This window comes from Ureibacillus sp. FSL K6-0165, from assembly GCF_038004285.1.
In the GTDB taxonomy this organism is placed as follows: Bacteria; Bacillota; Bacilli; order Bacillales_A; family Planococcaceae; genus Ureibacillus; species Ureibacillus thermosphaericus.
The window spans coordinates 146,019-170,889 of the sequence record NZ_JBBOQS010000001.1; the positions used below are offsets into that span (position 1 = coordinate 146,019).

21 protein-coding genes and 1 CRISPR repeat array are annotated in these 24,871 nt (G+C 38.0%); of the genes, 9 read left to right on the top strand and 12 right to left on the bottom strand.

What is annotated here, in order from left to right; all coding sequences use genetic code 11:
• Genes NST00_RS00700 through trpB (NST00_RS00715) form a run of 4 tightly spaced genes read left to right on the top strand, consistent with a single transcriptional unit; the run spans position 1 to position 3,817 of the window.
• On the top strand, positions 1 to 612 hold the full coding sequence (locus tag NST00_RS00700; protein ID WP_016837321.1) for a phosphoribosylanthranilate isomerase: 612 nt from the start codon (positions 1 to 3) through the stop codon (positions 610 to 612).
• A gap of 22 nt (positions 613 to 634) precedes the next feature.
• Positions 635 to 1,822 carry a tryptophan synthase subunit beta gene (gene trpB, locus NST00_RS00705; RefSeq protein WP_340709489.1) on the top strand — a complete coding sequence of 396 codons (1,188 nt, stop codon included), beginning with the start codon at positions 635 to 637 and terminating at the stop codon, positions 1,820 to 1,822.
• A complete protein-coding gene (gene trpA / locus NST00_RS00710) occupies positions 1,819 to 2,598 on the top strand; it encodes a tryptophan synthase subunit alpha (RefSeq protein WP_016837323.1) in 780 nt (259 codons plus the stop codon). Before trpB (NST00_RS00705) ends, trpA begins: the two co-directional genes overlap by 4 nt.
• 55 nt (positions 2,599 to 2,653) lie before the next feature.
• Positions 2,654 to 3,817, top strand: a complete 1,164-nt coding sequence (gene trpB, locus NST00_RS00715) for a tryptophan synthase subunit beta (RefSeq protein WP_340709490.1) — start codon at positions 2,654 to 2,656, stop codon at positions 3,815 to 3,817.
• 128 nt (positions 3,818 to 3,945) lie between these two features.
• Here trpB (NST00_RS00715) and NST00_RS00720 read toward each other — a convergent pair whose 3' ends face one another.
• The 3 genes from NST00_RS00720 to NST00_RS00730 form a co-directional block, all read right to left on the bottom strand.
• Positions 3,946 to 4,899, bottom strand: a complete 954-nt coding sequence (locus NST00_RS00720; RefSeq protein ID WP_340709491.1) for an NAD-dependent epimerase/dehydratase family protein — start codon at positions 4,897 to 4,899, stop codon at positions 3,946 to 3,948.
• A 143-nt stretch (positions 4,900 to 5,042) separates the two neighbouring features.
• Entirely contained in the window at positions 5,043 to 5,360 is a 318-nt protein-coding gene (locus NST00_RS00725; protein WP_016837326.1) for a YolD-like family protein, read from the bottom strand.
• A gap of 196 nt (positions 5,361 to 5,556) precedes the next feature.
• Positions 5,557 to 6,855 (bottom strand): Y-family DNA polymerase, encoded by a 1,299-nt coding sequence (locus NST00_RS00730; RefSeq protein ID WP_340709492.1) that lies wholly within the window; start codon positions 6,853 to 6,855, stop codon positions 5,557 to 5,559.
• Between the two features lie 611 nt (positions 6,856 to 7,466).
• On the opposite strand from NST00_RS00730, the gene NST00_RS14920 reads away from it, so the two are divergent.
• Positions 7,467 to 8,384 (top strand): hypothetical protein, encoded by a 918-nt coding sequence (locus NST00_RS14920; RefSeq protein ID WP_445329554.1) that lies wholly within the window; start codon positions 7,467 to 7,469, stop codon positions 8,382 to 8,384.
• A gap of 55 nt (positions 8,385 to 8,439) precedes the next feature.
• Positions 8,440 to 10,654: a CRISPR direct-repeat array (repeat unit 36 nt; unit sequence ATTCAACTATACCGAAAAACTGGAGAGTACCGAAAC).
• A gap of 36 nt (positions 10,655 to 10,690) precedes the next feature.
• Here NST00_RS14920 and NST00_RS00735 read toward each other — a convergent pair.
• The 6 genes from NST00_RS00735 to NST00_RS00760 all read right to left on the bottom strand — a co-directional run bounded on the left by NST00_RS00735 (position 10,691) and on the right by NST00_RS00760 (position 17,803).
• Complete coding sequence (locus NST00_RS00735) at positions 10,691 to 11,650, bottom strand: hypothetical protein (RefSeq protein WP_168411800.1); 960 nt, start codon at positions 11,648 to 11,650, stop codon at positions 10,691 to 10,693.
• Positions 11,647 to 11,943, bottom strand: coding sequence for a CRISPR-associated endonuclease Cas2 (gene cas2 / locus NST00_RS00740; protein ID WP_016837329.1), 297 nt, complete (start codon positions 11,941 to 11,943; stop codon positions 11,647 to 11,649). The genes NST00_RS00735 and cas2 overlap by 4 nt, the downstream gene beginning before the upstream one ends.
• 16 nt (positions 11,944 to 11,959) lie before the next feature.
• The gene (cas1, locus tag NST00_RS00745) at positions 11,960 to 12,550 is read right to left on the bottom strand and encodes a type II CRISPR-associated endonuclease Cas1 (protein WP_168411801.1); all 591 of its coding nucleotides are present in this window, start codon (positions 12,548 to 12,550) and stop codon (positions 11,960 to 11,962) included.
• Positions 12,516 to 12,830, bottom strand: coding sequence for a CRISPR-associated endonuclease Cas1 (locus tag NST00_RS00750; RefSeq protein WP_168411802.1), 315 nt, complete (start codon positions 12,828 to 12,830; stop codon positions 12,516 to 12,518). Before NST00_RS00750 ends, cas1 begins: the two co-directional genes overlap by 35 nt.
• Before the next feature lie 174 nt (positions 12,831 to 13,004).
• Positions 13,005 to 16,199 carry a type II CRISPR RNA-guided endonuclease Cas9 gene (gene cas9, locus NST00_RS00755; protein WP_340709493.1) on the bottom strand — a complete coding sequence of 1,065 codons (3,195 nt, stop codon included), beginning with the start codon at positions 16,197 to 16,199 and terminating at the stop codon, positions 13,005 to 13,007.
• A 233-nt stretch (positions 16,200 to 16,432) separates the two neighbouring features.
• Positions 16,433 to 17,803 (bottom strand): RsmB/NOP family class I SAM-dependent RNA methyltransferase, encoded by a 1,371-nt coding sequence (locus tag NST00_RS00760; RefSeq protein ID WP_340709494.1) that lies wholly within the window; start codon positions 17,801 to 17,803, stop codon positions 16,433 to 16,435.
• A gap of 310 nt (positions 17,804 to 18,113) precedes the next feature.
• Here NST00_RS00760 and NST00_RS00765 point away from each other — a divergent pair, with 310 nt between their 5' ends.
• The 4 genes from NST00_RS00765 (at position 18,114) to NST00_RS00780 (ending at position 21,931) form a co-directional block, all read left to right on the top strand.
• Complete coding sequence (locus NST00_RS00765) at positions 18,114 to 18,938, top strand: TrmB family transcriptional regulator (RefSeq protein ID WP_340709495.1); 825 nt, start codon at positions 18,114 to 18,116, stop codon at positions 18,936 to 18,938.
• A 237-nt stretch (positions 18,939 to 19,175) separates the two neighbouring features.
• A complete protein-coding gene (locus NST00_RS00770; protein ID WP_340709496.1) occupies positions 19,176 to 20,396 on the top strand; it encodes an IS110 family transposase in 1,221 nt (406 codons plus the stop codon).
• Between the two features lie 182 nt (positions 20,397 to 20,578).
• Positions 20,579 to 21,205, top strand: coding sequence for a LysE family transporter (locus NST00_RS00775; RefSeq protein WP_340709497.1), 627 nt, complete (start codon positions 20,579 to 20,581; stop codon positions 21,203 to 21,205).
• 15 nt (positions 21,206 to 21,220) lie between these two features.
• On the top strand, positions 21,221 to 21,931 hold the full coding sequence (locus NST00_RS00780; RefSeq protein WP_340709498.1) for an alanyl-tRNA editing protein: 711 nt from the start codon (positions 21,221 to 21,223) through the stop codon (positions 21,929 to 21,931).
• Positions 21,932 to 22,275: 344 nt separating this feature from the next.
• On the opposite strand, the gene NST00_RS00785 is transcribed toward NST00_RS00780, so the two are convergent.
• From NST00_RS00785 to NST00_RS00795, 3 genes are all read right to left on the bottom strand, one after another.
• On the bottom strand, positions 22,276 to 23,328 hold the full coding sequence (locus NST00_RS00785; RefSeq protein WP_340709499.1) for a DUF4179 domain-containing protein: 1,053 nt from the start codon (positions 23,326 to 23,328) through the stop codon (positions 22,276 to 22,278).
• On the bottom strand, positions 23,312 to 23,854 hold the full coding sequence (locus NST00_RS00790; protein WP_339289288.1) for a sigma-70 family RNA polymerase sigma factor: 543 nt from the start codon (positions 23,852 to 23,854) through the stop codon (positions 23,312 to 23,314). Before NST00_RS00790 ends, NST00_RS00785 begins: the two co-directional genes overlap by 17 nt.
• A 218-nt stretch (positions 23,855 to 24,072) precedes the next feature.
• Complete coding sequence (locus tag NST00_RS00795; RefSeq protein WP_340709500.1) at positions 24,073 to 24,867, bottom strand: carbon-nitrogen family hydrolase; 795 nt, start codon at positions 24,865 to 24,867, stop codon at positions 24,073 to 24,075.
• Positions 24,868 to 24,871: the final 4 nt, after the last annotated feature.

Genomic DNA, 24,871 nt, shown 5'->3' on the forward strand with positions numbered 1-24,871 from the left:
ATGACAAAAGTGAAAATTTGCGGATTAAAAGAAAAAGTTCACGTGCATTGTGCAGTTGCTGCAGGAGCGAATTTTTTAGGCTTTGTGTTTGCGCCAAGCAAAAGACAAATTTCCATCAGAAAGGCCTGTGAACTTTCACAAATAGTACCGAAACATGTGAAAAAAGTTGGTGTATTTGTCAATCCGACAGAAGATGAAGTGAAAGAAGCTTTTGAAAAAGTACCACTCGATTTCATTCAATATCATGGCAATGAAGAACCAACTTTTATCGAAAAACTAGGACTCCCTTCTATCAAAGCTTTTTCCATCCGCGAGCTTAGCGATGTTGAAAAAGCTAGCAAGTACAACGTAGATTACTATTTATTCGATGCTCCCGGAACAGATTTCGCTGGCGGGAGTGGTAAAGCATTTGATTGGTCTTTACTTGATCAACTTTCCATCCCTAAAGAGAAAGTAATACTTGCAGGAGGACTGAATGCTTTGAACGTGCAGCAGGCGATTGCAGCGGTACACCCTTTCGCTGTAGATGTTTCAAGCGGCGTTGAGCAAGATGGAAAGAAAAATTGTGAACTGATTCAATCATTCATCCAAGCAGCAACAACTTTACAATAAACGGTTAAAGGAGCTAAATGACATGACGAAAGTAAAAGGCAAGTTCGGTCGTTTTGGCGGTCAATTTGTTCCGGAAACATTAATGACAGCCTTACTGGAACTTGAAGAAGCTTATGAACAATATAAACATGATGAGTCTTTCCAACAGGAACTTCACTACTATTTAAAAAATTACGTTGGCAGAGAAACGCCCCTTTACTTTGCAGAACGACTTACTGAGCATTGTGGCGGCGCAAAAATTTATTTAAAACGAGAAGATTTAAATCACACAGGAGCCCACAAAATTAACAACGCTCTTGGCCAGGCATTGCTTGCAAAACGGATGGGCAAAATAAAAATTGTTGCCGAAACAGGAGCTGGTCAACATGGTGTCGCAACTGCAACTGCCTGCGCCCTACTCAACATGGAATGCATCGTCTTCATGGGAGCAGAAGATGTAAAGCGTCAAGCATTGAACGTATTCCGCATGGAACTTTTAGGTACAAAAGTGGTGGCTGTCGATAAAGGCTCAAGAACATTAAAAGATGCGGTCAACGAAGCGTTGCGTTACTGGGCGACAAATGTAGAAACAACCCATTACATTTTAGGCTCTGCCATGGGGCCACACCCCTTCCCTACAATTGTCCGCGACTTCCAACGGGTCATTGGCGATGAAACGAAAAAACAAATTATCGGAAAGGAAAACCGACTGCCTGATGCTGTTGTTGCTTGCATCGGAGGTGGCAGCAACTCCATTGGTATGTTCTATCCTTTCGTTGAAAATCAAGAGGTTGCTCTATACGGTGTGGAAGCTGCCGGAAAAGGCTTTGAAACCGGAAAACATGCAGCTGCTATTAACGGTGGAAAAACGGGTGTATTGCATGGCGCTTATATGTACTTATTGCAAGATGATGACGGATTTGTACAAGAAGCTCACTCCATTTCCGCAGGGCTTGACTATCCGGGAGTCGGCCCAGAACATTGCTATTTGTATGAAACTGGCCGCGCCCAATATGTCATGGCAACTGATGAAGAAGCGCTTGCGGCGGTTAAACTTCTTTGCCAAACAGAAGGGATTCTCCCTGCTTTAGAGAGCGCCCATGCCGTTTATTATGCTACTGAACTTGCAAAAACAATGAACCAAGATCAGATTATTGTCGTTTGTTTATCCGGCCGTGGAGATAAAGACGTTCATACAATTTTTGATGCCCTTGGAGGTGACTTATCATGAGCCAATTAACTGAAGCAATTGTAGAAGCAACTCGCCTAGGCCATAAAGCTTTTATTCCTTACATAATGGCTGGCGATGGCGGGCTTGATACGTTGAAACCGACGATTTTGAAATTGCAACAACTAGGAGTCACTGCGATTGAAGTGGGCATCCCCTTCACCGACCCTGTAGCGGATGGACCGACGATTGAAGAGGCTGCTGTAAGAGCATTAGCAAAGGGCACAACATTACGAAAAGTACTTGAAACTCTTGCCTCTTTCGCAGATGAAATTACCGTTCCATTAGTGGCAATGACCTATTTAAACCCGATTTTAGCCTACGGAATCGATGCATTTGCAAAAGATGCTTATGAGGCAGGCATTCGCGGCGTCATTATTCCAGATATGCCACTAGAAGAAAGTACTATCGTTCACCCTTCACTTAAGGCATATGGCGTTGACTTAGTTCAGCTTGTTTCATTGACAAGTACGCCAGAGCGAATTGAAAAGCTTACAAAAGCAAGCGAAGGATTTATTTATGCGGTGACAGTTAATGGAATCACTGGTGCTCGCTCCACTTTCGAAGGCGACTTAGAAAGCCACTTTAAAAAAATTCAAAGCTATACAGATACGCCTGTTTTAGCAGGGTTCGGCATTTCCACCCCTGAACAGGTTAAACAATTCGGCACCTTTACAAGCGGTGTTATTGTCGGCAGTAAAATCGTTGACAGTTTAGCAAAAGATGATTGGGATACAATTGAAAGTCTTGTGAAAGCTTCGAAGGTACAGATTTTGTGAACATATTGACTGTTTTTGTGACAAAATCAACACTTTGAAAAAGGAGTTGTAAATCTTGAGCAAAACTTTAATTAAAAATGGTTACTATGGAGATTTTGGTGGCAGCTTTGTTCCAGATGAGGTACAAAAAGTGCTCGACCGAATTGCAGAAGAATTTGCGAAAGTTAAAGACGAACTAACTTTCAATGAAGAACTAAACTATTACTTAAAAGAATATGCTGGCCGTGAAACTCCCCTTTACTTTGCTAAAAATTTAACGGAAAAATTGGGCGGAGCGAAAATTTATTTAAAGCGGGAAGATTTGAACCATACAGGATCCCATAAATTGAACAACGTGTTAGGTCAAATATTGCTTGCTAAACGCATGGGGGCAAAAAGAATTATTGCAGAAACGGGAGCTGGACAACACGGAGTTGCCACTGCGACAGCTGCTGCGATGTTCGGAATGGAATGCACGATTTACATGGGCGCAAAGGACACGAAACGCCAAGCTTTAAATGTGTTCCGCATGGAGCTTCTCGGTGCTCAAGTAGTAGCGGTGGATAAAGGAAACGGCTTATTAAAAGAAGCGGTAGATGAAGCCTTCCTTGATTTAGTTAATAACTATGAAAATACTTTCTATTTGCTAGGCTCTGCTGTAGGCCCTACTCCATATCCTGAAATTGTGGAACATTTCCAATCAGTGATTAGCCGTGAAAGCCGCGCTCAACATTTAGAAAGAGAAGGCAAACTTCCAACAGCTATTATCGCTGCTGTCGGTGGGGGCAGCAATGCAGCTGGTGCTTTCTCCCATTATATTAATGATGAAAATGTGCGCTTAATCGGTGTGGAACCTGCAGGCGCTGCAACCCTTACGAAAGGTTCTCCCGGCATCCTTCACGGCTTTAAAAGCTATGTCCTTCAAGATGAAGAAGGCAACTTGCTCGATACAAATTCCATCGCTGCCGGTTTAGATTATCAAGGGGTTGGCCCACTACACGCCTACTTGCATGAAACAGGCCGCGGCGAGTATGTTGCGGTCACAAACGAAGAAGTATTAGAAGCATTCCAAACGTTATCCAAAACAGAAGGTATTATTCCAGCTCTTGAAAGCTCTCACGCCGTTGCCTATGCTCTGAAATTGGCACCTACTTTATCACCTGAAGATAGCATTATCGTTAATATTTCTGGCCGTGGTGATAAAGATGTACAACAAGTATTTGAATTGCTGAAAAAATAAGGGGATGTTCGAATTCGAACTCCCCTTTTCTTATGCAATTTTTTCGTTAAGAAAAGTCGCAAAGTTTCGGAACTTCTAACTGTCCTTTTTCTTTACGTATCATATATAAATAAAATCCCTTTTACGTGTTATAGTGTCGTTTTGCTTTTAATGCCCCCACCGATTTTATCAAGCATATCGATTGTCATTGTCGTTAAATCATAAGCTGCCTTGAATCCCCAGTCAGCTATCGCTCTGGAAGAATCGATGGAATTTGGCCAACTTTCCGCAATACTTTGCCGCACCGGATCGACGTCATATTTAATTTCAAAATGAGGAATATGTTTTTTGATTTCCGCTGCAATCTCTGATGGATCGAAGCTCATTGCGGAGATATTATAGGCATTGCGAACAGTTAGTTTGGTAGGATCTGCTTCCATTAAATCCACAATCGCGTTCAATGCATCAGGCATATACATCATATCCATATATGTTCCTTCTGCAATATAAGAAGTATAACTTCCCTCATTTACCGCTTTATGATAAATTTCCACCGCATAATCCGTCGTTCCTCCTCCAGGTGGTGTTCCTGGTGAAATTAAACCTGGGAATCGAAGACCTCTTACATCAACACCGTAGCGTAAGTGATAATAATCGCATAGCAATTCTCCTGCTACTTTATTCACACCATACATGGTCGTCGGCCGTTGCAATGTTTCTTGCGGTGTATCGATTTTCGGAGTAGTTGGTCCAAAGACTGCAATAGAACTCGGATTAAACAATTGCATGTTTAATTCTTTTGAAACCTCTAACGCATTTAATAAACCGCCCATATTTAATTCCCATGCAAGGATTGGTTTAATTTCTGCCGTTGCGGAAAGCAATGCTGCCAAATGAATCATCGTATCTGCATTAAATCTTTTCGCCACTTCGTACATTTTTAATGCATCGAGCACATCCAACACTTCAAAGGGACCGTCATGATTTTTGTCTTCTCGAATATCCGTTGCTAGTACATTATCTTTTCCGTATTCAAATCTGAGTTTTCTCACCAATTCCGAACCAATCTGTCCAAGCGCACCTGTTACAAGAATTCTTTTCATCTTGCCCCTCCTCTGGTGAATTACAGGCTTAAAAGCGACATTCTCACGATTCGCGAACAGTATAAATTATGTTGTAAACTATTTATATGCCAGTGCTTTTTGTTGGGCTATTCTTTTGACTAGAGGAAGGGATTTTTCTATTTTTATTCCATAATCGTAATGCCATAGATCGATTCAAAGGAGAAGGTGCGGCCATCTTCGAATGTACAGCCATGTTCAGCATGGAGCTTGGCAATCTTCCCTGTCGCTTTGAAGATGCGCCCCTTGTGCCAAATTTTTAATTCGACTTCATAGCGATTGGTGAAGGCAATGAGCAGCTGTTCGTTTAAATCTTGCAATGCCCCTTCATCAAGAGTTGGTTTTTCTTCATATTTATCTTTTTCTCTCCATTCCCGGAGTACTTTCACATGTTCCGGAAGCATCATGGCATTCCATTTAATATTTCCACGATCTCGAATCACTTTCTCACCCCTTTTACACTCCATTTGTTGCAGATCGTTGGAGGTGTGTTTGGGCATAGCAAGTTTCTTCCTTTTGTCTTCGTTCGAAGAGATAATCCGCCTCTTGCTAGGGCACATACCTCTACTATTTCTTATATTCGCCGAGGAGTTAATGCGCCGTCTTCTCAGACATACACACAACAAGCCGTGTCCTCCTCTATTTCTTATGTCCGCCAAGAAGTTGGGCTCTCTCAAGGGCCGTTCCTGCTTCTGTATAAGAAACCGCACGAAGCACAGCAGTCGCCCCTATTTTAGAGCGCAAAGCATCCATTACCGCGCCAAGTTTTCGCCTTTTCCATTTTTGCTGGTCAAAAAAACTTAATTGCATGGAGCGTTCCGTTTCGAGTTTAGAGAGACTGATAGCAAGTTGTCTTACAGGGCGTTCGGCATAAAACTCATCAAGCAATTCTTTGCATACTTCATAAATTTTCATCGTATCATTCGTCGGTTCATCGATTGTTCGTGAACGATGAAACCCTCCTCCAAAAGCATCTTTGCTGTAGCTCACGCCAAGGGAAATCGTTCTTCCTATTTGATACGCTTCCCTTGCTCGCCGCGCCACATCTTCACACATTTCTAAAATAACGGTAAGAATTTCGCTGCGTGTGCGATAATCCCGCATAAGCACTTGCCCTTTGCCGAAGCTAATTTGCCCTTCTGCAAGTGGCGCACCAAGAGGGGATAAGTCAATTCCCCAAGCGTGATAGTACAATTGATTTCCTAAAATACCGAAGCGTTTTTCCAGCAGTTGTAAATCGGTTTGCGCTAAATCTCCTACTTTGAAAATGCCCATATTATTTAACGTGCGTTCCGTGCGGCGACCAATTCCCCACATTTCAGAAAGGGGCGCCACAGGCCATAATTTTTTCGGAACATCTTCATACGTCCATTGAGCAAATTCTGTTTTCTTCGCCTCTAAATCAAGAGCTAGTTTTGCCATGAGCATATTCGGCCCCATCCCTACCGCACTCGGAATTTGGAACTGGCTATATATTCTTTCTTGAATGTATTTGGCAGTTTTTTCAGGCGGCCCCCAAAGTTTTTCCGTGCCTGTTAAATCAACAAAACTTTCATCAATGCTATATACATGAATCGCTTCTTTCGGTACGAATTGATTGATTAAATTCGTAATCTCCATCGACATTTGCACGAAAAATTCCATTTTCGGTTCGAACAATTTAATGTCTGGATGTTTGGGTATTTCATAAAGCCTGGAGCCTGTTTTGATGCCAAATCGTTTCTTCATCGGTGGTGATGCAGCAAGCACGATACTGCCCTTTTGCTCAAAATTGCCCACCACCGCTATCGGCACTTCCATTGGATTTAAATTGTGAAGCATCGCCATGCAGCTAGCATAAAAGCAACGCATATCAATGCAAATGATCGAACGGTTTGGGAGATGTTGATATAATTCTTCTGGGCTAAAGTTCGTGTAGTTGAATGTATTTATGCGCATACTTAACCACCTCCCTATTTTATTATACAAAGGGAACATTTGTTCTATAACTCATTTTAAAACGAGACCATTGAGACGGCAAGTGGGATTATATGGAAATAGGAGGATAAGGTTGGGGATTGGATTGAGGATGTTACCTTCACAAGCGGACATGCTATTTAGATAAGTTGAGGGGTTATCTGCACAAGGGAACATTTTATCTGAACAAGTTGCCGCGCTATCTGAACAAGTTGCCACGCTATCTGAACAAGTGGACACCCTATTCGCACAAGTTGCCGCGCTATCTGAACAAGCGGACGTGTTATCCGAACAAGTTGCCGCGCTATTCGAACAAGTGACACGCTATCCGAACAAGCGGACGTGTTATCCGAACAAGTTGCCGCGCTATCCGAACAAGCGGACGTGTTATCCGAACAAGCGGACGTGTTATCCGAACAAGTTGACACGCTATTCGAACAAGTGACACGCTATCCGAACAAAAGGACACCCTATTCGCACAAGTTGACGCGCTATCTGAACAAGCGGACACCCTATTCGCACAAGTTGACGCGCTATCTGAACAAGCGGACACCCTATTCGCACAAGTTGACGCGCTATCTGAACAAGCGGACGTGTTATCCGAACAAGTTGCCGCGCTATCTGAACAAGCGGACACCCTATTCGCACAAGTTGACACGCTATTTGAACAAGCGGACACCCTATTCGCACAAGTTGACGCGCTATCTGAACAAGCGGACACCCTATTCGCACAAGTTGACGCGCTATCTGAACAAGCGGACGTGTTATCCGAACAAGTTGCCGCGCTATCCGAACAAGCGGACGTGTTATCCGAACAAGTTGCCACGCTATTCGAACAAGCGGACACCCTATTCGCACAAGTTGACGCGCTATCTGAACAAGAGGACGTGTTATCCGAACAAGTTGCCACGCTATCTGAACAAGCGGACGTGTTATCCGAACAAGTTGCCGCGCTATCCGAACAAGCGGACGTGTTATCCGAACAAGTTGCCGCGCTATTCGAACAAGCGGACACCCTATTCGCACAAGTTGCCACGCTATCTGAACAAGCGGACGTGTTATCCGAACAAGTTGCCGCGCTATTCGAACAAGCGGACACCCTATTCGCACAAGTTGCCACGCTATCTGAACAAGCGGACACCCTATTCGCACAAGTTGCCACGCTATCTGAACAAGTGGACGTGTTATCCGAACAAGTTGCCGCGCTATCTGAACAAGCGGACACCCTATTCGCACAAGTTGCCACGCTATCTGAACAAGAGGACACCCTATTCGCACAAGTTGCCACGCTATCTGAACAAGCGGACACCCTATTCGCACAAGTTGCCACGCTATCTGAACAAGCGGACACCCTATTCGCACAAGTTGCCACGCTATCTGAACAAGAGGACACCCTATTCGCACAAGTTGCCACGCTATCTGAACAAGCGGACACCCTATTCGCACAAGTTGCCACGCTATCTGAACAAGAGGACACCCTATTCCTAAAGGCAGACAATCATACTAAGTGAAATCATGACTGAAGAGTACCGAAACGGTTGTACCTTCTTTTGTTTTGGAAGCAATATTCAACTATACCGAAAAACTGGAGAGTACCGAAACTTCATTAAATTCAGCGATATACAAGACATCATTCAACTATACCGAAAAACTGGAGAGTACCGAAACATACCTTCTCCTTTTAGAATTCTGGCTTGGATTCAACTATACCGAAAAACTGGAGAGTACCGAAACCTTGTTGAGTGACACGTAACGCGAACATATATTCAACTATACCGAAAAACTGGAGAGTACCGAAACGTGGAGGGCGGTGTTTTTTTATTTTGAGTAATTCAACTATACCGAAAAACTGGAGAGTACCGAAACTGTTGGATGTCGTCTCATCCAACGCCATTTATTCAACTATACCGAAAAACTGGAGAGTACCGAAACATGGTGAGTCGACACCGAATAATGCAGCTTATTCAACTATACCGAAAAACTGGAGAGTACCGAAACTATATAAATCAGCTGAAATATATGCGCGATATTCAACTATACCGAAAAACTGGAGAGTACCGAAACAAGATGAAGCACATTTTGCCTTCCAGTTTTATTCAACTATACCGAAAAACTGGAGAGTACCGAAACGCAGATGCATGATTTTTACGAGCTGCAGCAATTCAACTATACCGAAAAACTGGAGAGTACCGAAACTTATCAAATGACATGTCCCCTTGATAGAGAATTCAACTATACCGAAAAACTGGAGAGTACCGAAACGGTATTAGCGTCATTCATCGGGTGCATATAATTCAACTATACCGAAAAACTGGAGAGTACCGAAACATCAAAATACCATATGTTTAATCCGACGCAATTCAACTATACCGAAAAACTGGAGAGTACCGAAACTTATTACGGCATTGGCTACTTCTGGAGTATATTCAACTATACCGAAAAACTGGAGAGTACCGAAACTGAATAGAATTTAATAGTTAGACGCTTGTCATTCAACTATACCGAAAAACTGGAGAGTACCGAAACTTTAGCAAGTCAATTACAGCAATCAGTACAATTCAACTATACCGAAAAACTGGAGAGTACCGAAACTCACGCGCTTGTACGTCGGACGATTCACGCATTCAACTATACCGAAAAACTGGAGAGTACCGAAACTTGGCCGATTCGCTGTATTCATTCATATCAATTCAACTATACCGAAAAACTGGAGAGTACCGAAACATATATAGCATAATGCGCTCCTACATAGATTATTCAACTATACCGAAAAACTGGAGAGTACCGAAACATACATGTATTTGTATTGTGGGCTTTGCCAATTCAACTATACCGAAAAACTGGAGAGTACCGAAACCAAGTACCAAGCGGTAGAGAAAATCGTAAAATTCAACTATACCGAAAAACTGGAGAGTACCGAAACTCATTATCGCAAATGTAGACAGAATGGTGGATTCAACTATACCGAAAAACTGGAGAGTACCAAAACAACTGGTTTTTGGTGCTTATAGCGCATGTCATTCAACTATACCGAAAAACTGGAGAGTACCGAAACCAACAGAACCCGAACCTGAACCACCAAAAAATTCAACTATACCGAAAAACTGGAGAGTACCGAAACAGTACCCATTGTGGAAGTGCTTTTAATTCAATTCAACTATACCGAAAAACTGGAGAGTACCGAAACGGAGGCGAGAGAAGAAAATGCAAAGTCTCAATTCAACTATACCGAAAAACTGGAGAGTACCGAAACGGAGGCGAGAGAAGAAAATGCAAAGTCTCAATTCAACTATACCGAAAAACTGGAGAGTACCGAAACTTTTTATGTGTTAACTGTTGTGTATCGTGTATTCAACTATACCGAAAAACTGGAGAGTACCGAAACTGTGCAAAAAAAATCGTGTTTTGGGATTATATTCAACTATACCGAAAAACTGGAGAGTACCGAAACTGCCGAGAAAAAATAAAGAAATTAGAATGGATTCAACTATACCGAAAAACTGGAGAGTACCGAAACTAATGGCGGTTGTGATATTTCAACTTGTCGATTCAACTATACCGAAAAACTGGAGAGTACCGAAACTTTAAGCATCCTTCAATGGCCCAATTGAGGATTCAACTATACCGAAAAACTGGAGAGTACCGAAACATGTCCATACATCAATTTTCCCTGTGTGGTATTCAACTATACCGAAAAACTGGAGAGTACCGAAACTTAAGGTTTGAGATGTGTTTAATCATTGCTATTCAACTATACCGAAAAACTGGAGAGTACCGAAACCTCAATTTTATTATAGCAGAAGCATAAAAAAAACGTTCAGTACTCTGCAAAAAATTTTTTAAGATTAGGCGGAAACTTAGTGAAATCAACATCCCATTCAATCTCCAATAATTTTAAAATTACATACAGTACTACAATGTGTGTTCTGTGGATATTATTCAAATCTAATAAAAACTCCCCCTTTATGCCCACCTTATCCACAGAACTTAACAATAACTCTTTCGTTTTCAAAAAATCCTCATTTTCGATTGGAATAGGAATAGTATTAAATACTTTTGATCTTAGCATTTCCACCCTTGCTTCATTAATCACTTGACCTTTTAAAATAAAATTGCTTCTTCCTTCCACATCATCAAGAGTTGTGATGATAATCGCATAACAACCTCTATTCATTAATTGTTTTAGTATCAATAATAATTCCTCAATTTCTTGTTCATCCGCATACAATTCAGGTAGCTCAATAATAATTAGAAGTCGCTTTGTAATTTCCTTTTCTAATAGTAACTTTAAAGTAAGAAGTTTGGAATCAATAGGAGTTAGTATGCCTTTATAACTTGATAAAATGAAGAAATCCTTTAAATTCGATTCATCAAACTCCTTTAATCTAAACTGTAAACCAAACTTTTCCAATATTGTTCTATTTATTATTTCCTCTTCCTCTTTAAATACTTCCCATTCTTCTAATATAGATTCGTATTGAGGAGTTGCAGCTAGAAATTCAACAATCTTTTCATGAATTATTTGTAGCGGGGATTTCGTATTTACCTTATCTAACTGCAACGATTCATTAAATGGTATCATTAAACATTCCCAATCTTTTTTGTTTATTAATTCTCCATCTTCATAAATCTTCACTTCAGAAACTCGGTTAGTAAAAAAGTCGTTGATTTCACGAGCAATTTTAAACCATGTTTTATGAGATCCTTTCATAATTGTGATAGGCCCCATATCCAACGTTACACAATTATCCCACGTATCAATTTGCCATAACCTCATAAAATCACCATCGATTCATTACTTATGGTTGATTCTTGTAAACTTTTCCCTCCAACTAGGACCTGCATATTTCCATATTGTTTTTCCGTTACAGCCATAATTCGAATGGAACCTTTTGAAGGCAAATTTCTTTTTAACCGTTCTGTATATTGCATTAAGGAATCACGATTTGGAAAAATTTTTACATACACTGAAAATTGCAACATAATAAATCCGTCTGAAATTAGCGTTTTTCTGAATTTTGAGTAAATTCTCCTTTCAGCTTTTGTATTCATTGGGAGATCAAAAAACAAAAGCAATCTCATAAAGTTATATGGCGATCCCATCAGCAGGATATTGTAATAAATCGACATCTCTGTTATTCATCGCTTTTATAAACGATTGAATAAACAGATCGATTGCATTTAATACTGTTTGTTTTTGACCCCCAATGTTTATTTTTGCGCTTAGTCGTGCAATAAGCTGTTGCTTCATTTCTCTAGTTAAGTAATCCTCTTCTTTTACACTTAATACTACCCATAAATCGATAACCGGCCTGAATACTTCCATACAATCATCTACCAAATTGAATGCATTGTATTGATTGCGGTGACCAATTCCTAACGCTGGGTGTAATCCATGAGCAGTTACTGCCCTGGCAACACAAGAGCGCAATACAATGTAACCATAATTTAATGCTGAATTAAATGCATCGACAGCTCCTCTTTCTCTTCTAAATGAATCTCCTAACAATTCTTTAAAATACAATGATGCTGCTATTCCTTCTCTATTAGTTGCATCCCCAGGCTCCACAGAATTTGCAAATTGAATCATTCGTTGAATAACTTCCGGGTTTTTCTTTAAAAGCTTTAAAATCGATGTTTGATTATAAATTTTTATTTGTACGATTTTTTTCCACATATTGTTTGTATAGCATTCCATAGATTCTATAGTGACTGTATAAACCAAGACAAAACATATTTGGGTTATGGGTTTCATCACAAAAAATTAATAAAATATGGTATTCCGATAATTTATTTATTAATCTACCAGTCACAGTCGTATGTTGATTATCTACTACAATTGAGTGAATATCAGAAAGTGGTATTAAAATTTCTTGATCGTCTTTTATTACTTTCAAATTGTCTAAATATAACCTCATCTCTTCGGCTTCTGAAATATAGACAATTCGCCAGCTCAAAAATTTTCCTCCTTCTTACAAAAATCGAAATTTTTAACAGTAAATTGTAAAATAAAAGAGCCTTCAAAAATGAAGGCTCTGAGTTCGGGATAAACCCTTGTTTCGGTAGGTTCTCCCAGTTTTTCGGTATAGTTACGATAAATATTTATCGTAACTATACTATAACATCAAAGCTCATTTTTGTAAAGTACTTCTAAATTCTTCTTTTTCAACTTTGTAACGATTACCAAGCACATCTACGTTAAATTTCGTAATTCTACTAATTGTTTTACCTACTGAGAATCTTACCCTTTCCTCTTTCGAATTACGTTTTTTATGAACATAATCCACTTCTATTACGTTATTACGAGGGTTATTATCACCGATAAAAATATATTCCAAAGTTTCATCTTTTTTCTCTATAGTAAATAAATCGTTTCGATATAGACTGAAAATAAATTCATATGAATCATCTATTTCTTTATATGGTAATAATTTTGCTTGATTATATTTTTCCATATCCAGTATCAAATTATTTCCATCATCTCTAAACCAGTGATGAGGTACACCTAAATATTTATATTTCCCTTCTGTATTTTTATAAATATCAATCCTTACACCTTTAATAGATTTTAAAACAACTTTATTTTTTGAACCTGGATATTTATTTGAAATATCTAAATGTATTCCTACACTTCCATCATAATATCTCAAAAACTTTACTGGGACTTTTCCATCTTTTAAGATATAACCGTGTTCATCATAATACGCTTTAAAAGGATTATCCGCCTTATCATATTCTTTGATAATTTTTAAAATCAGTTCAAATAATTCTGGATTATGTTTTGCAATGAGGAAAGTATCAGGTTTTGTATTAATCCTTTTTATTAAACTTGCTGCATCACTTTTGTTCAAAGTATAAATATTTTTTGATTTCCTTACAATGATTTCCTCATCATCAACTTTTCTTGTACTATAAATTGTTTGGTCAGAAATAGCACGATTCCCTTTTCTATCAACTTTGTGAGAATACTTGATTTTAGATTCATAATTCATGAGGCTTCTTATAAACTTATAGATATCCTCGCTAAAGAACTCTTTTTCAGTTAGAACCTCACCAGTCCTACGATCATAAAATACGCCAGTTTCATTTACACCAAAGTTTTGGAAAAATTTAAAGACTGGTAGTTTCCCTATCGCTGCTACAATTAATGCATCAATCGCGTGGTGTGCATAACTGCTATTTCTATCTTTATTCATTCTTGCTCGGCGTCGAATTGCGTTAGTGAATCCCCCCCTAATCGATAAAACTGTTGTTGGTATGTTATGATGTTTAAAGTATGAACGTAGATTCATGGAAAAGCTACGTACTGCGTATCTTGTATCTACTAAATTTCGATTAATAAATTGTTTTTGCAGTTCTTCGTTATTCATTATGTCCCGCTGTTCTAGTAAATATTCTCTCTTCTTATTAGAAATTTTTCCGCTATTATAAAGTTTCATCACATCTGCTCTGAATTCTTCGAAAGTTCTTTTTGCCTTTGGAGAACTTGTAAGGTAATGGAATGGCGTTCGCTGCCCTTTTTCCTGGTTTTCCTCGCGATAACAGAGCACTTTATTTTCTTGACTATCGTCAAAGGAAATAGAAATCGGTATGATATGGTCAATTTCAAACTTATAAAAGTCTTGCACAATATCATAAGGATTTATTCTCTCACCAGAATATAAACATTGACCGTCTTGTGCATCCCAGAGTTTTAAAGCTATATGTTGTTTGGAATTTAACTTTAATTCTTTTAACGAGGAAACGCCTAAAATTTCGGCCATTTTCTTTTCGAATTTCCCCTGTTTTTTCTGGAAATCTTTATATCTTTGTTGCGCTTCTTCACTATTTTTCTCTCTTGCAGTTTCGATGACTATCGAATCCATCTCACCATATACTTCTCGTACTTTATTTACAATTTTAATTGCTTCTCGTTGCGCTCTTTTTGCAACTGTACTTAATATCGCAGTATCATCAAATTTAATCTTCTTTCCATTGGATATATTTTGATATCGTTTGCTTTCAAGTCCTAGTTCGCTAAATAGTTCCATTTGGTTTTTATTCGTTTTCCATAAATCTGGTAAAATTAATTGGATAGCCTTTTTTGAAAGCGCATGGTAGCCTTTAAAATCAGTATTTTCCTTCAAAGCAGCTATAATTTTTTCGTTTGTATCCTCATCAAAGCCAGCCAAATTTGTCAAAGCTTTCTTTAAATCCTTTTCTCTTCTTTCATAAGATTTTTCTGCTGTGAGAATTTCACTAATTTCATCTAGTAATTCAACGTTATCTAAAATTTCTTTTGGTAAATCATGTTCTTTTACTAATTTTAATATATTCTTGTATCCTTTAAATTCCGTGAAAATGGGTTTTTCATTCTTCAAATCTACTCTATATCCTCTCACATCCGTATCTTTTGGCAGCCCTTTATATTTTAAAATTCGATCTATTGTAACCTTCTGGCCCTTCTTAACAATTTCTTCAACTATATATTTTTTATCTTCCTCAGTTAAATACTCCCCATTTACTTGCAATTTATTTAAGTCACCGTTTAATAAATCATACAATTCCGCTGTAAATGACATTTTTGCAATGCGAGGTTGATCCGAGAAATAAGTACATTTCCCTCTCATTTTCTCAATCATCGACAGTTCATGGAATTTCCCATTTTTTATAAAATATCTACCGTAAATGGTAGGAGATTTTTTAGATCCAGGGCCATCATAATAAGCTCTTCTTTTTTGAACTAACTCAATATACTTTTCAATAAATTCATCATTGATTTCTTGATGGAATTGGGCTTGTCTATTTAAAATAGCTCTTGCTTCCTTTATATAATCTTCCGTGCGGAAACGGTTCTCATGGGAACGAACTAATCCTTTTTTCAATCTTTCAAACTGTATTTCACAAACATATTTTGTTTCTAGTTCCTTACTATTTCTTTTTAATTGTTCTTTTGTTGATAATTCTCCACCCGTTTTTTCTTCTTCTAAAGGAGCATCTAGTACGGTACCCCTTCTTTTTACAATGTGATAAAGACCAATTGCTAATTCTTCCAACGATACTTTTTCTTTTAACGCTTTGCATCTAATTTCATATGGATTTCCTGTGCCGATGCAATTTGTCGGTATACCAAACTCTTCAAATAATTTTTTAGCTCGCTCTAATCGATGGTTTCTTCTTCTTTTTAATCTTCTTGCCCCCCGAAATCCACGTCGCTCTTCATTGGCATTTCTCGTTGCTTCCTCAAATAGTCTGACACCCGCATCAATTATCTCCATTTTTTCAGTGTCAATAATCCCCCAACCAACTGATGATACCCCGATATCCAGACCTAGTACTTTACTCATAACTTCCCTTCCTCCACTAATTATTTATACTTATATATTATCCTATAATTTACATCCATTGGAAGGAAATTTACAATTTTATAAATAAAAACACCTCCCAAAGCCAGAGCAGCCTCGAGAGGTTAATTCTAATGTATGTAGAATTTTGAATTTGTTGCTACATGTAACAGGAATTTCATTCTTCGCGGTGAAAGTTTAGCGTTATTCCCCCAACTCTTTTCGTAAGATAAAAGCTAATTCCCCATCCACCGCAGTCCTTTTGGGTAATGGTTTTTCATCATATTCCCCGCGAGTTTTCCCCAACCAATCGAATAACCATCAACGGTGATTAAGTGCCATCCTTTTGGACCGCTAGCTTGTAAAACTTCTCCTTTCAAATAGGAAATGATTTCATCCGAATCCGCGGAAAGATTCGATACGCTTTTTGCTTCATCCTTTCGTAAAGCCAAGGCAAGGGCATGGGAAGGCTCGAAGCGGTTCTTTTTGAACGTTCCTAAATGCAATCCTGGACGGAGCACCTTTAATTTTTCTAATGTTGGTACTTCTTCAGGCAATCCATACAATTGGTCGTTGAAGGCAAGGAAATATCCAAAAGGCATGATATTTAATGTTTCGCCGGCAAAATCCTGGTACGCCTTCATCATTTTCGGGTCCAGTTTTTGTTTCGGATACTTCATGCGAAGCGCCTCGTCCCCGTCCTTCTTTTTTAGCACCGCAATATAATGCCCTTCCCCTTTCACAAGATGAGGCCATATGCGAATCGTTTGTTCAATATTTGAGGCTGCATTTTCCACCCAATCCGCTCTTCCTTGGCTAAAGCCTTCATACACTTCCACTTGTTCAATCTCGAAGTGTGGATACTTTTCAAGAAAGCGGCTGATCGTTCCTTCATTTTCTTCTGGAGAAAAGGTGCACGTAGAATACACAAGACGACCACCTGGTTTTAACATGCTTTGCGCATACTCAAGAATATCGTCTTGTCTATTGGCACAAAGAGTTACATTGTCAGGACTCCAATGCAAGCGAGCCTCTTCATCTTTTCGAAACATTCCTTCTCCAGAACAAGGGGCATCCACTAAGATTCGATCAAAAAAACTTGGGAAACGCGCTGCTAAACGTTCCGGTGTTTCATTGGTCACGATGGCATTTTTGATGCCCATTCGCTCGACGTTTTGCGATAAAATTTTTGCCCGTTGCGGATGGATCTCGTTCGAAACAAGCAGCCCTTCTCCATTCATTTTCGATGCAAGATGTGTAGTTTTCCCGCCCGGTGCTGCACATAAATCGAGAATGTATTCCCCTGGTTTGGGATCTACCAATTCCCCTACCGCCATCGCACTTGGTTCTTGGATATAATATAATCCCGCTTCATGGTATGGGTGTTTTCCTGGACGTTCATTGTTAGGATAAAAATATCCTTCCTTGACCCAAGGGATTTTCTCAGTCGTAAAAGGGTTAATTTGTAAAAATTCATCTATTGAAATCTTTAGTGTGTTAATGCGCAAGCCTTGATTTTTTTCTTCTTCGTAACTTCGAATAAACGCATCATATTCATCTTGTAATAATGTTTGCATTTTGTCTTTAAAGGTTTGTGGTAGATTCAATTTGTTCACCTCAAAAGTTTAGTGCCATTGAATATATTATCATTCATTTTAAATTTTGGGGTGGAGAACATGTTTTTATTTACAGTATTTATGGCTATGTTTACTGATATTGTGACAATATTGCCACGTTTTATAAATATATTGACAGTCCATGTTTTTAACGGATTTGTGGGTATATTAATTATTTTTTTTAATTCTTATTGGAATAAAAAAGCAGGAAACATTTAAGTAGTGAGAATACTCTCACTTTTTTATTTGACAAAGATAATCCGCCTAAATATAGTAGTAATATACATTACTACTAAAGCGGGTGATTTTTATAGAAGATTTATTACATCAATTTGAAGAGATTGGCTTTTCACAAAATGAGGCAAAGGCATATATCACATTATTAAGGGAACCAGCAATCACTGGTTATGAAATCAGCAAAAAAAGTGGCGTACCACGATCAATGGTATACTCAATCATTAGAAAATTAATAGAAAAAGAAGCAATTATAGAACTTCGAACTGAGACGCCAACTTATATACCAGTACCGGTTAAGGAACTGCTTATGAACAGAAAGAAAAAAACAGATGAGACATTTAACATTTTAGAAAAAGAGTTACAAGCTATTGAAAAACCTGTCGAAGTAAATGTGATTAAACATATTGAAGGTAGGACAAAAATCATCAAAGCCATGCAAAAGTTAATGATGGAATCAAATGAGGAAATATGGCTATCTGCTTGGGAACAAGAACTGAAGGAATTAAAGGAAGTTGCAAAAGATCGGTGTGCTAATAGGGTTCAAATTTATTCCATGTTGTTTACAAATGAAAAGACAGATGATTTTGGAAAAACTTTCTATCATCATCTTGATACAGCGTTCATTGAAGAAAGCAGGATGAATAAAAGGTTAACGATTGTTATCCGCGACAATCATGAAGTATTAATTGCAGGATTTGTTGACCATCAAATCCCGCAAGCTATTCAAACTACTGAACCAATGTTAGTACTTTTAGCTAAAGAATATATTCGACACGACATGATGATGAAAGTCGTAAGCGAAAAATTAGGAAATGAAACGATTAATTCTTTATGGAAAGATGATGATTTATTAACTTATATCGTTCTGAATGCAAAAAAAACATACTAACATTAGTAGTACAGACCTAGGCCAAGGTTTGTGCTACTATTTTTTTATAGTAGAAGTGAAGGAAGGTCGAACAGCTCCTGGGACCAAATAGAGTCCGTATTAAAAACAGACCAACTTCACACCCTTATTTGAATCAGTTTAGTATGTTGGGTCCGAAGAGACCGTGTATAAGAAAATGGAATCGATAAGGCAATGTGAAGAACTTCTATGTTTGGCTAAAAAGGAGAGGCAGAAAATATGAAACACGTAGTGGCATTTGATGTCAGTATGGGGAAAAGTACAATGGTCATTTACGACCGTTATCGTCAATGCGAATATGAGGGTGAAATAACCCATAACCGTTACTCTTTCGAGAAATTAAACAAAACCCTTATAACTTTAACACAAAAAGATGGACAGGCACCTGATATTGTCTTTGAAGCAACAGGCGTATATTCAAAACCACTAGAACGATTCTTAGGTGATCAAGGTTATATGTATTATCGAGTTAACCCACTCGAAGCGAATATTCAAATGGCTTCAATGAGGAGACAAAAAACAGATAAAAGCGACGCTCATGAACTTGCGAAAACTCACTTTAGAGTTGAACGTGAACAAACTTATCAAGAAGAGGATTATTATAAACAAATGCGTGCAATGACGAGATATTATGATGAATTAAGTAGTGAAATGACGCATTTATATAGTCGTTTACATGCGATTCTACAATTGAGTTTTCCCGAGTTAGAAAAGCTATTCAGTAAACGTTCTGCTTTATTTTTGAATGTCGTTCAATTATACCCTCATCCGGATCATGTGTTAGTTTGTTCAAAAACAGTGATTCGTAATCGTTTAAAAGCCAACACAAGAAAAAACTTATCATTGGCACGTGCTGAAGAAAAAGGGATCGCTTTAATCGAAGCAAAAAAAGAAGCGTATCCAGCAATTTCAAAAGATGATATTCGCTGTGAACAAGTGCGGGATTATGCCAAACGGATTGCAGACTTGAAGGAGAAAAGAGATCAACTTGTCCAAAAGATGGTTAAATTATCGAAAGATAAACAAGAGTATCAGATTTTAATTTCATTTCCAGGAATCGGAGAAACGACTGCAGTTCGTTTAATTGGAGAACTAGGAGATATTCGACGATTCAAAAACCATAAACAACTGAATGCTTACGTCGGTATTGATATCATGAGATATCAATCTGGGAATACCTTTTATAAAGACAAGATTAATAAAAGAGGAAATAACAAACTTAGAAAGATTCTATTTTACATGATCCAGACCATGATCCAACTACGGAAAAATACACAAAATCATATTGTAGATTATTATGATAAATTAAAAACGCAACCCCAGAGGAAACCTCATAAAGTTGCGTCCATAGCATGCGTGAATAAGTTCTTGAAATCGGCTTATCACCTTATCACACATAATCTGAAATACGATTACGAAAAGGCAACAATGCATCAGTAATCGTAAGTAAGATTATATCACAAAGACCTGGCTAAAAAAATGGAAATCGTGAGGTCTATTTGTCATGCGAAAATTTATTTTGGAAGGAAGGGGTACCCCTTCCTTCCAAAATAAAATCTATGTTAACCAAATTATTTAATAAAAAACACTTGACTAGAGGTAAGAATAGGAGCTGTATACAAATGTATTTGGAAGTTTTTATAGTTGGAATTTTAGCAGCGTTATCACCAGGGCCTGATTTTGTAGTTGTAACGAAAAACAGTTTAGGAATAGGCAGAAAGTTTGGGATTGCTACTGCTTTGGGGATTGCTAGTGCATTGATTGTACATATAACCTACACCGTCTTAGGATTTACTATTATCTTAGAAAAATCCCCCCTCATCTTTAATATCATAAAACTTATTGGTGCGGCTTATTTATTGATGTTAGGTTGGCAAGGAATTCGGTCAAAAGCTCAATCGGAAAATGTAGATAAAATCGATATAAAAAATACACAAACAACTTCCTCTTTTTTGAAGGCTTTTCGTGAGGGATTTTTATGTAATGTGCTGAACCCTAAATCTGCATTGTTCTTTTTAAGTATTTTTTCTCAATTTATAGGAACAAATACTCCAGATTGGGTGCGCTGGATATATGGCGGAGAAATAATTCTGGCTGTAGGTCTTTGGTTTATTCTGTTGGCAACACTAATTTCTAATAATTATTTCAGAAACTTCTATCAACAGTATAGACATTGGTTTGATCGATGTCTTGGTGCTATTTTAATCGTTTTTGCAACTGCAATTGGAATTACTACTTTTACAAGATAGAAGGAGAAATAATAAATGACAACCGAATTATATTTAGAGAATAGTTATTTAAAAGAGTGTGAATCACAAATTGAATCAGTAGATGGTAATTTAGTGATATTAGAACAAACCATTTTTTATCCAGGGGGCGGTGGACAACCTTGTGATAAAGGTTTTATCAAACAAGGAAATACAATATATGAAGTAGTTAAAGTCACAAAAAAAGATGGCAAAATTATCCATGTTCTAGACCGTCCGTTAAAAGAAACAAGTCCAGTTACCTTGCAAATTGATTGGTCATGGCGTTATCAAAACATGCGTTATCATACATTGTTGCATGTGATTTCAGGCTATTTATATCAGCATTACAATGGCTTAGCTACAAGTAGTCAAATTGAAAAGGATCATTCAAGACTCGAGATTACATTTTCAGCTGAGATAATTGATAAAATTCCATTTGAGCAATTAGAACAATCAATTAAGGAGTTATTAAAACAATCTTATACTGTTAGTACTAAAATCATCACTAAAGAGGAAGCTGAACAAAAAGAAGGAATTATTAAAACAACAGTGAGTTTACTTCCTCCTTCTCTTAAAAAAATTCGAATTGTTCAAATTCAAGGAATTGACGAGCAAGCATGCGGCGGAACACATGTCCATAACACATCAGAAATCGGCGACTTTTCTATCATTAAAATTCAAAATAAAGGCGCCACAAAAAGAAGAATCAAACTTCAACTTAATTAAACAACGCTTTCTCTGAATTAAATGTATCTTATAACATTGTAATGAAAAGAAATTAAGCGTATGAAACACTTTTCATTACCAATCTCCATAATTGGATGTACCAATTTTATATTAACAACCCCTATTATTAAATCCTATTATTAAATTAAGAGATTTGTCCAAACTGAGCTATAACGTAAAAAAGGGGCTGTCTAGAAGTCGATAATTTTCTGAACAGCCTTAATTCCTTAAAGTAATATTTTCTTTAAATCCTTTGCTCCTGTGGTGGTCACATCAAAATGTCACCATCCTCGTCGCAAAGGGGGCGTCTCAAAATAACTTTTCAGACACCCCCTTTTCAATCATTAAGGTATTTTCACTGTAAATGATTCAAATTTAACATCTTTTACTGCACTATAATCCTTTTCGATATATTTTCCGTTTTCATCTACCCCTCCACCACTAGATGGAATCACTAAATATGGGGTAATGGTTAATTCCGTTACATTTAAGTCAATTGGATCAAATTGCTTTGTACTTTTATACACGATGGTATCTTTCATTCTTTCCCCTGTCACTCCGCCTGAAAGGTTTGTCAGTTTGTTACCATCTTGGTCTACTACTCGGAAATCGATATAATGCCCTCTCGTTTTATCAAAATCGCTCTCTTTTTCAGAACTCACAAAAGATACACTGACACCTGTTTTACTTATGGACACTTCTGTTACCGTAAGTTGTATGCCATCTACTGTTTGTTTATGTTGAACAGGAATTGTTTTTATGTCTTTTATTTTTTGGATTGGTGTTGAGAAATGCCATTTTTCACCCTTTTCTCCTTGAAGCGTTAGCCCCAGTTCAAATTGGTCAGGCATGTCTTCTGTAATGTTGATCGTTTGAATGGCTGTACGAGTTGTTGATGATACTATTTCTTCTCCATAAGAACCTGTAACTGCTTTAGGCAATTTTCCATTAATCGTAATATCCATGCCAGCACCGAAATAATGTTCACCTAATTCCCTTTCAGACTCAATAATGAGGCCGATTGTAATATTGCTCTGATCATACAGAACTTCATTTAAAGTAACGGATATTCCATTAACCGTTTGTGTTTCGCCAATTTCGTCGATTAACCCTTCTTGGTAGGCATGTTGTAAACCAATAAAGTCGGAATCACCAAAAACAGAACCAATTAACGGTATTTTCGATAAACTCGTTGCAATCGCAGGAGAATATTGAGCTGAAATGAATAATCCAAATGCTGCAGCGACACTGCTTAAAAGATAAGTTATTTTTCTTTTATATAAAGGAGTTTTCACCTTTCCATCTATTTGCTCTTGTGCTTGAGCAATTCCAGTTCGAATCGCCAATCGAACTTCGTCTTGCGGAAACACTTCGAAACGATCATATTGTTCTTTCATTGAACTTATAACTCCTTTCTAATTCATTTTTTAAATGTTTTTTTGCTCTTCGCAAATAGGTTTTGATTGTTCCAACCGGTTTTCCCATCACTTCGGCAATATCCCGAATGGACAGGTCGTGATAGTAAAATAAAATAATCGAAGTTTGATACGATTCATTTAATTTTGATAACGCTTCACCTAAGTGAAAAGAATCAGCTGGTAGCTCCTGTTTGTGATCCATTTTCTTTAATAACTCCATTTCATCGTACGGAATCATTCGATTGCGTTTCTTCAATAATTGGTAGCATTCACGAATGAGAATTCTGAAGAGCCATGTTGAGAAATATTCGGGATTTCGCAAATCTTTAATCGCTAGAAATGCTTTGCAAGCTGTTTCTTGTATGACGTCCAGTGCGTCTTCTTTCCTTCCTACATAGGAAAGCGCTTTGTAATAAAGCATTTGTTCTTCCTTAATTAGCAATTGTTCAAAGGCTGTCGCATCTCCTTTGATTGCTTTTTCTACTAGTTCGATATCATGTTTCACTCTCTTAATCCTCCTTTCATTAATTAGAGCTTCAGGGATAATGGAAAAGTTTCAAAGGATTAAAGTTTTTTATCAACAGTTAAAAAATCCCTATTTCAGAGATCTAATAATTGCCAACTCCTGAAAAATCATCGCCATTCGAAAAAATTACGTCCACTCAAGATTCGATAACCAATAAAAAACCGAGCAATTTCCTACATTGCTCGGCTCACTTTCCTTTACTTTTGCTCTACTACTTTCCCATATAATTCTGGACGGCGGTCGTCATATACCGGAATTCGTGTGCGGACTTCATCCACTTTTGAGAAATCTACGTCAATTACCGCCAACTCCTCATCTTCTGCACCAGTCCATAACACTTCACCCCAAGGTTCAATCACCATTGACTGTCCATTAAAGTTTTCCGGTTTGCGGGAAATTCGATTTACTGCCACAACAAAACATTGATTTTCAATGGCACGGGCTTGCAAAAGTGTTTTCCAATGATCAATTCTTGGTGTCGGCCATTGAGCAGCAACGAACAACACTTTTGCTCCCGCTAATGCATGAGCGCGAAGCCATTCAGGGAAACGGATATCATAGCAAATCACAGCCGCTGCCGGAAGATCCCCCAAATCAAAGCGGTTCATGGAATTCCCCGCTTCCAAATACTTTTCCTCATCCATTAATCTGAATAAATGAACTTTGCCATATTCACTCACCAATTCCCCATCGCGGTTCACCACATACATTGTGTTATAAAATTTGCCATTTTCTTTTGTCGCTACAGAACCACCGATAATATGTATTCCTAGCTCACTGGCAAGGTGTTGAAGAAAAGCTTTTGTGCGGTTGCCATTTTCATCCGCCAACTCCTCCAATTTTTCAAGAGCATATCCTGTATTCCACATTTCAGGTAATACCACAATGTCAGCACCCTTACTTGCCGCTTCCCGAATCAACTGTTCCGCCCGCTCGTAGTTTTCCTCCACTTTCCCAAACCCGACATTCATTTGAATGCAACCAATTTTCATCTTG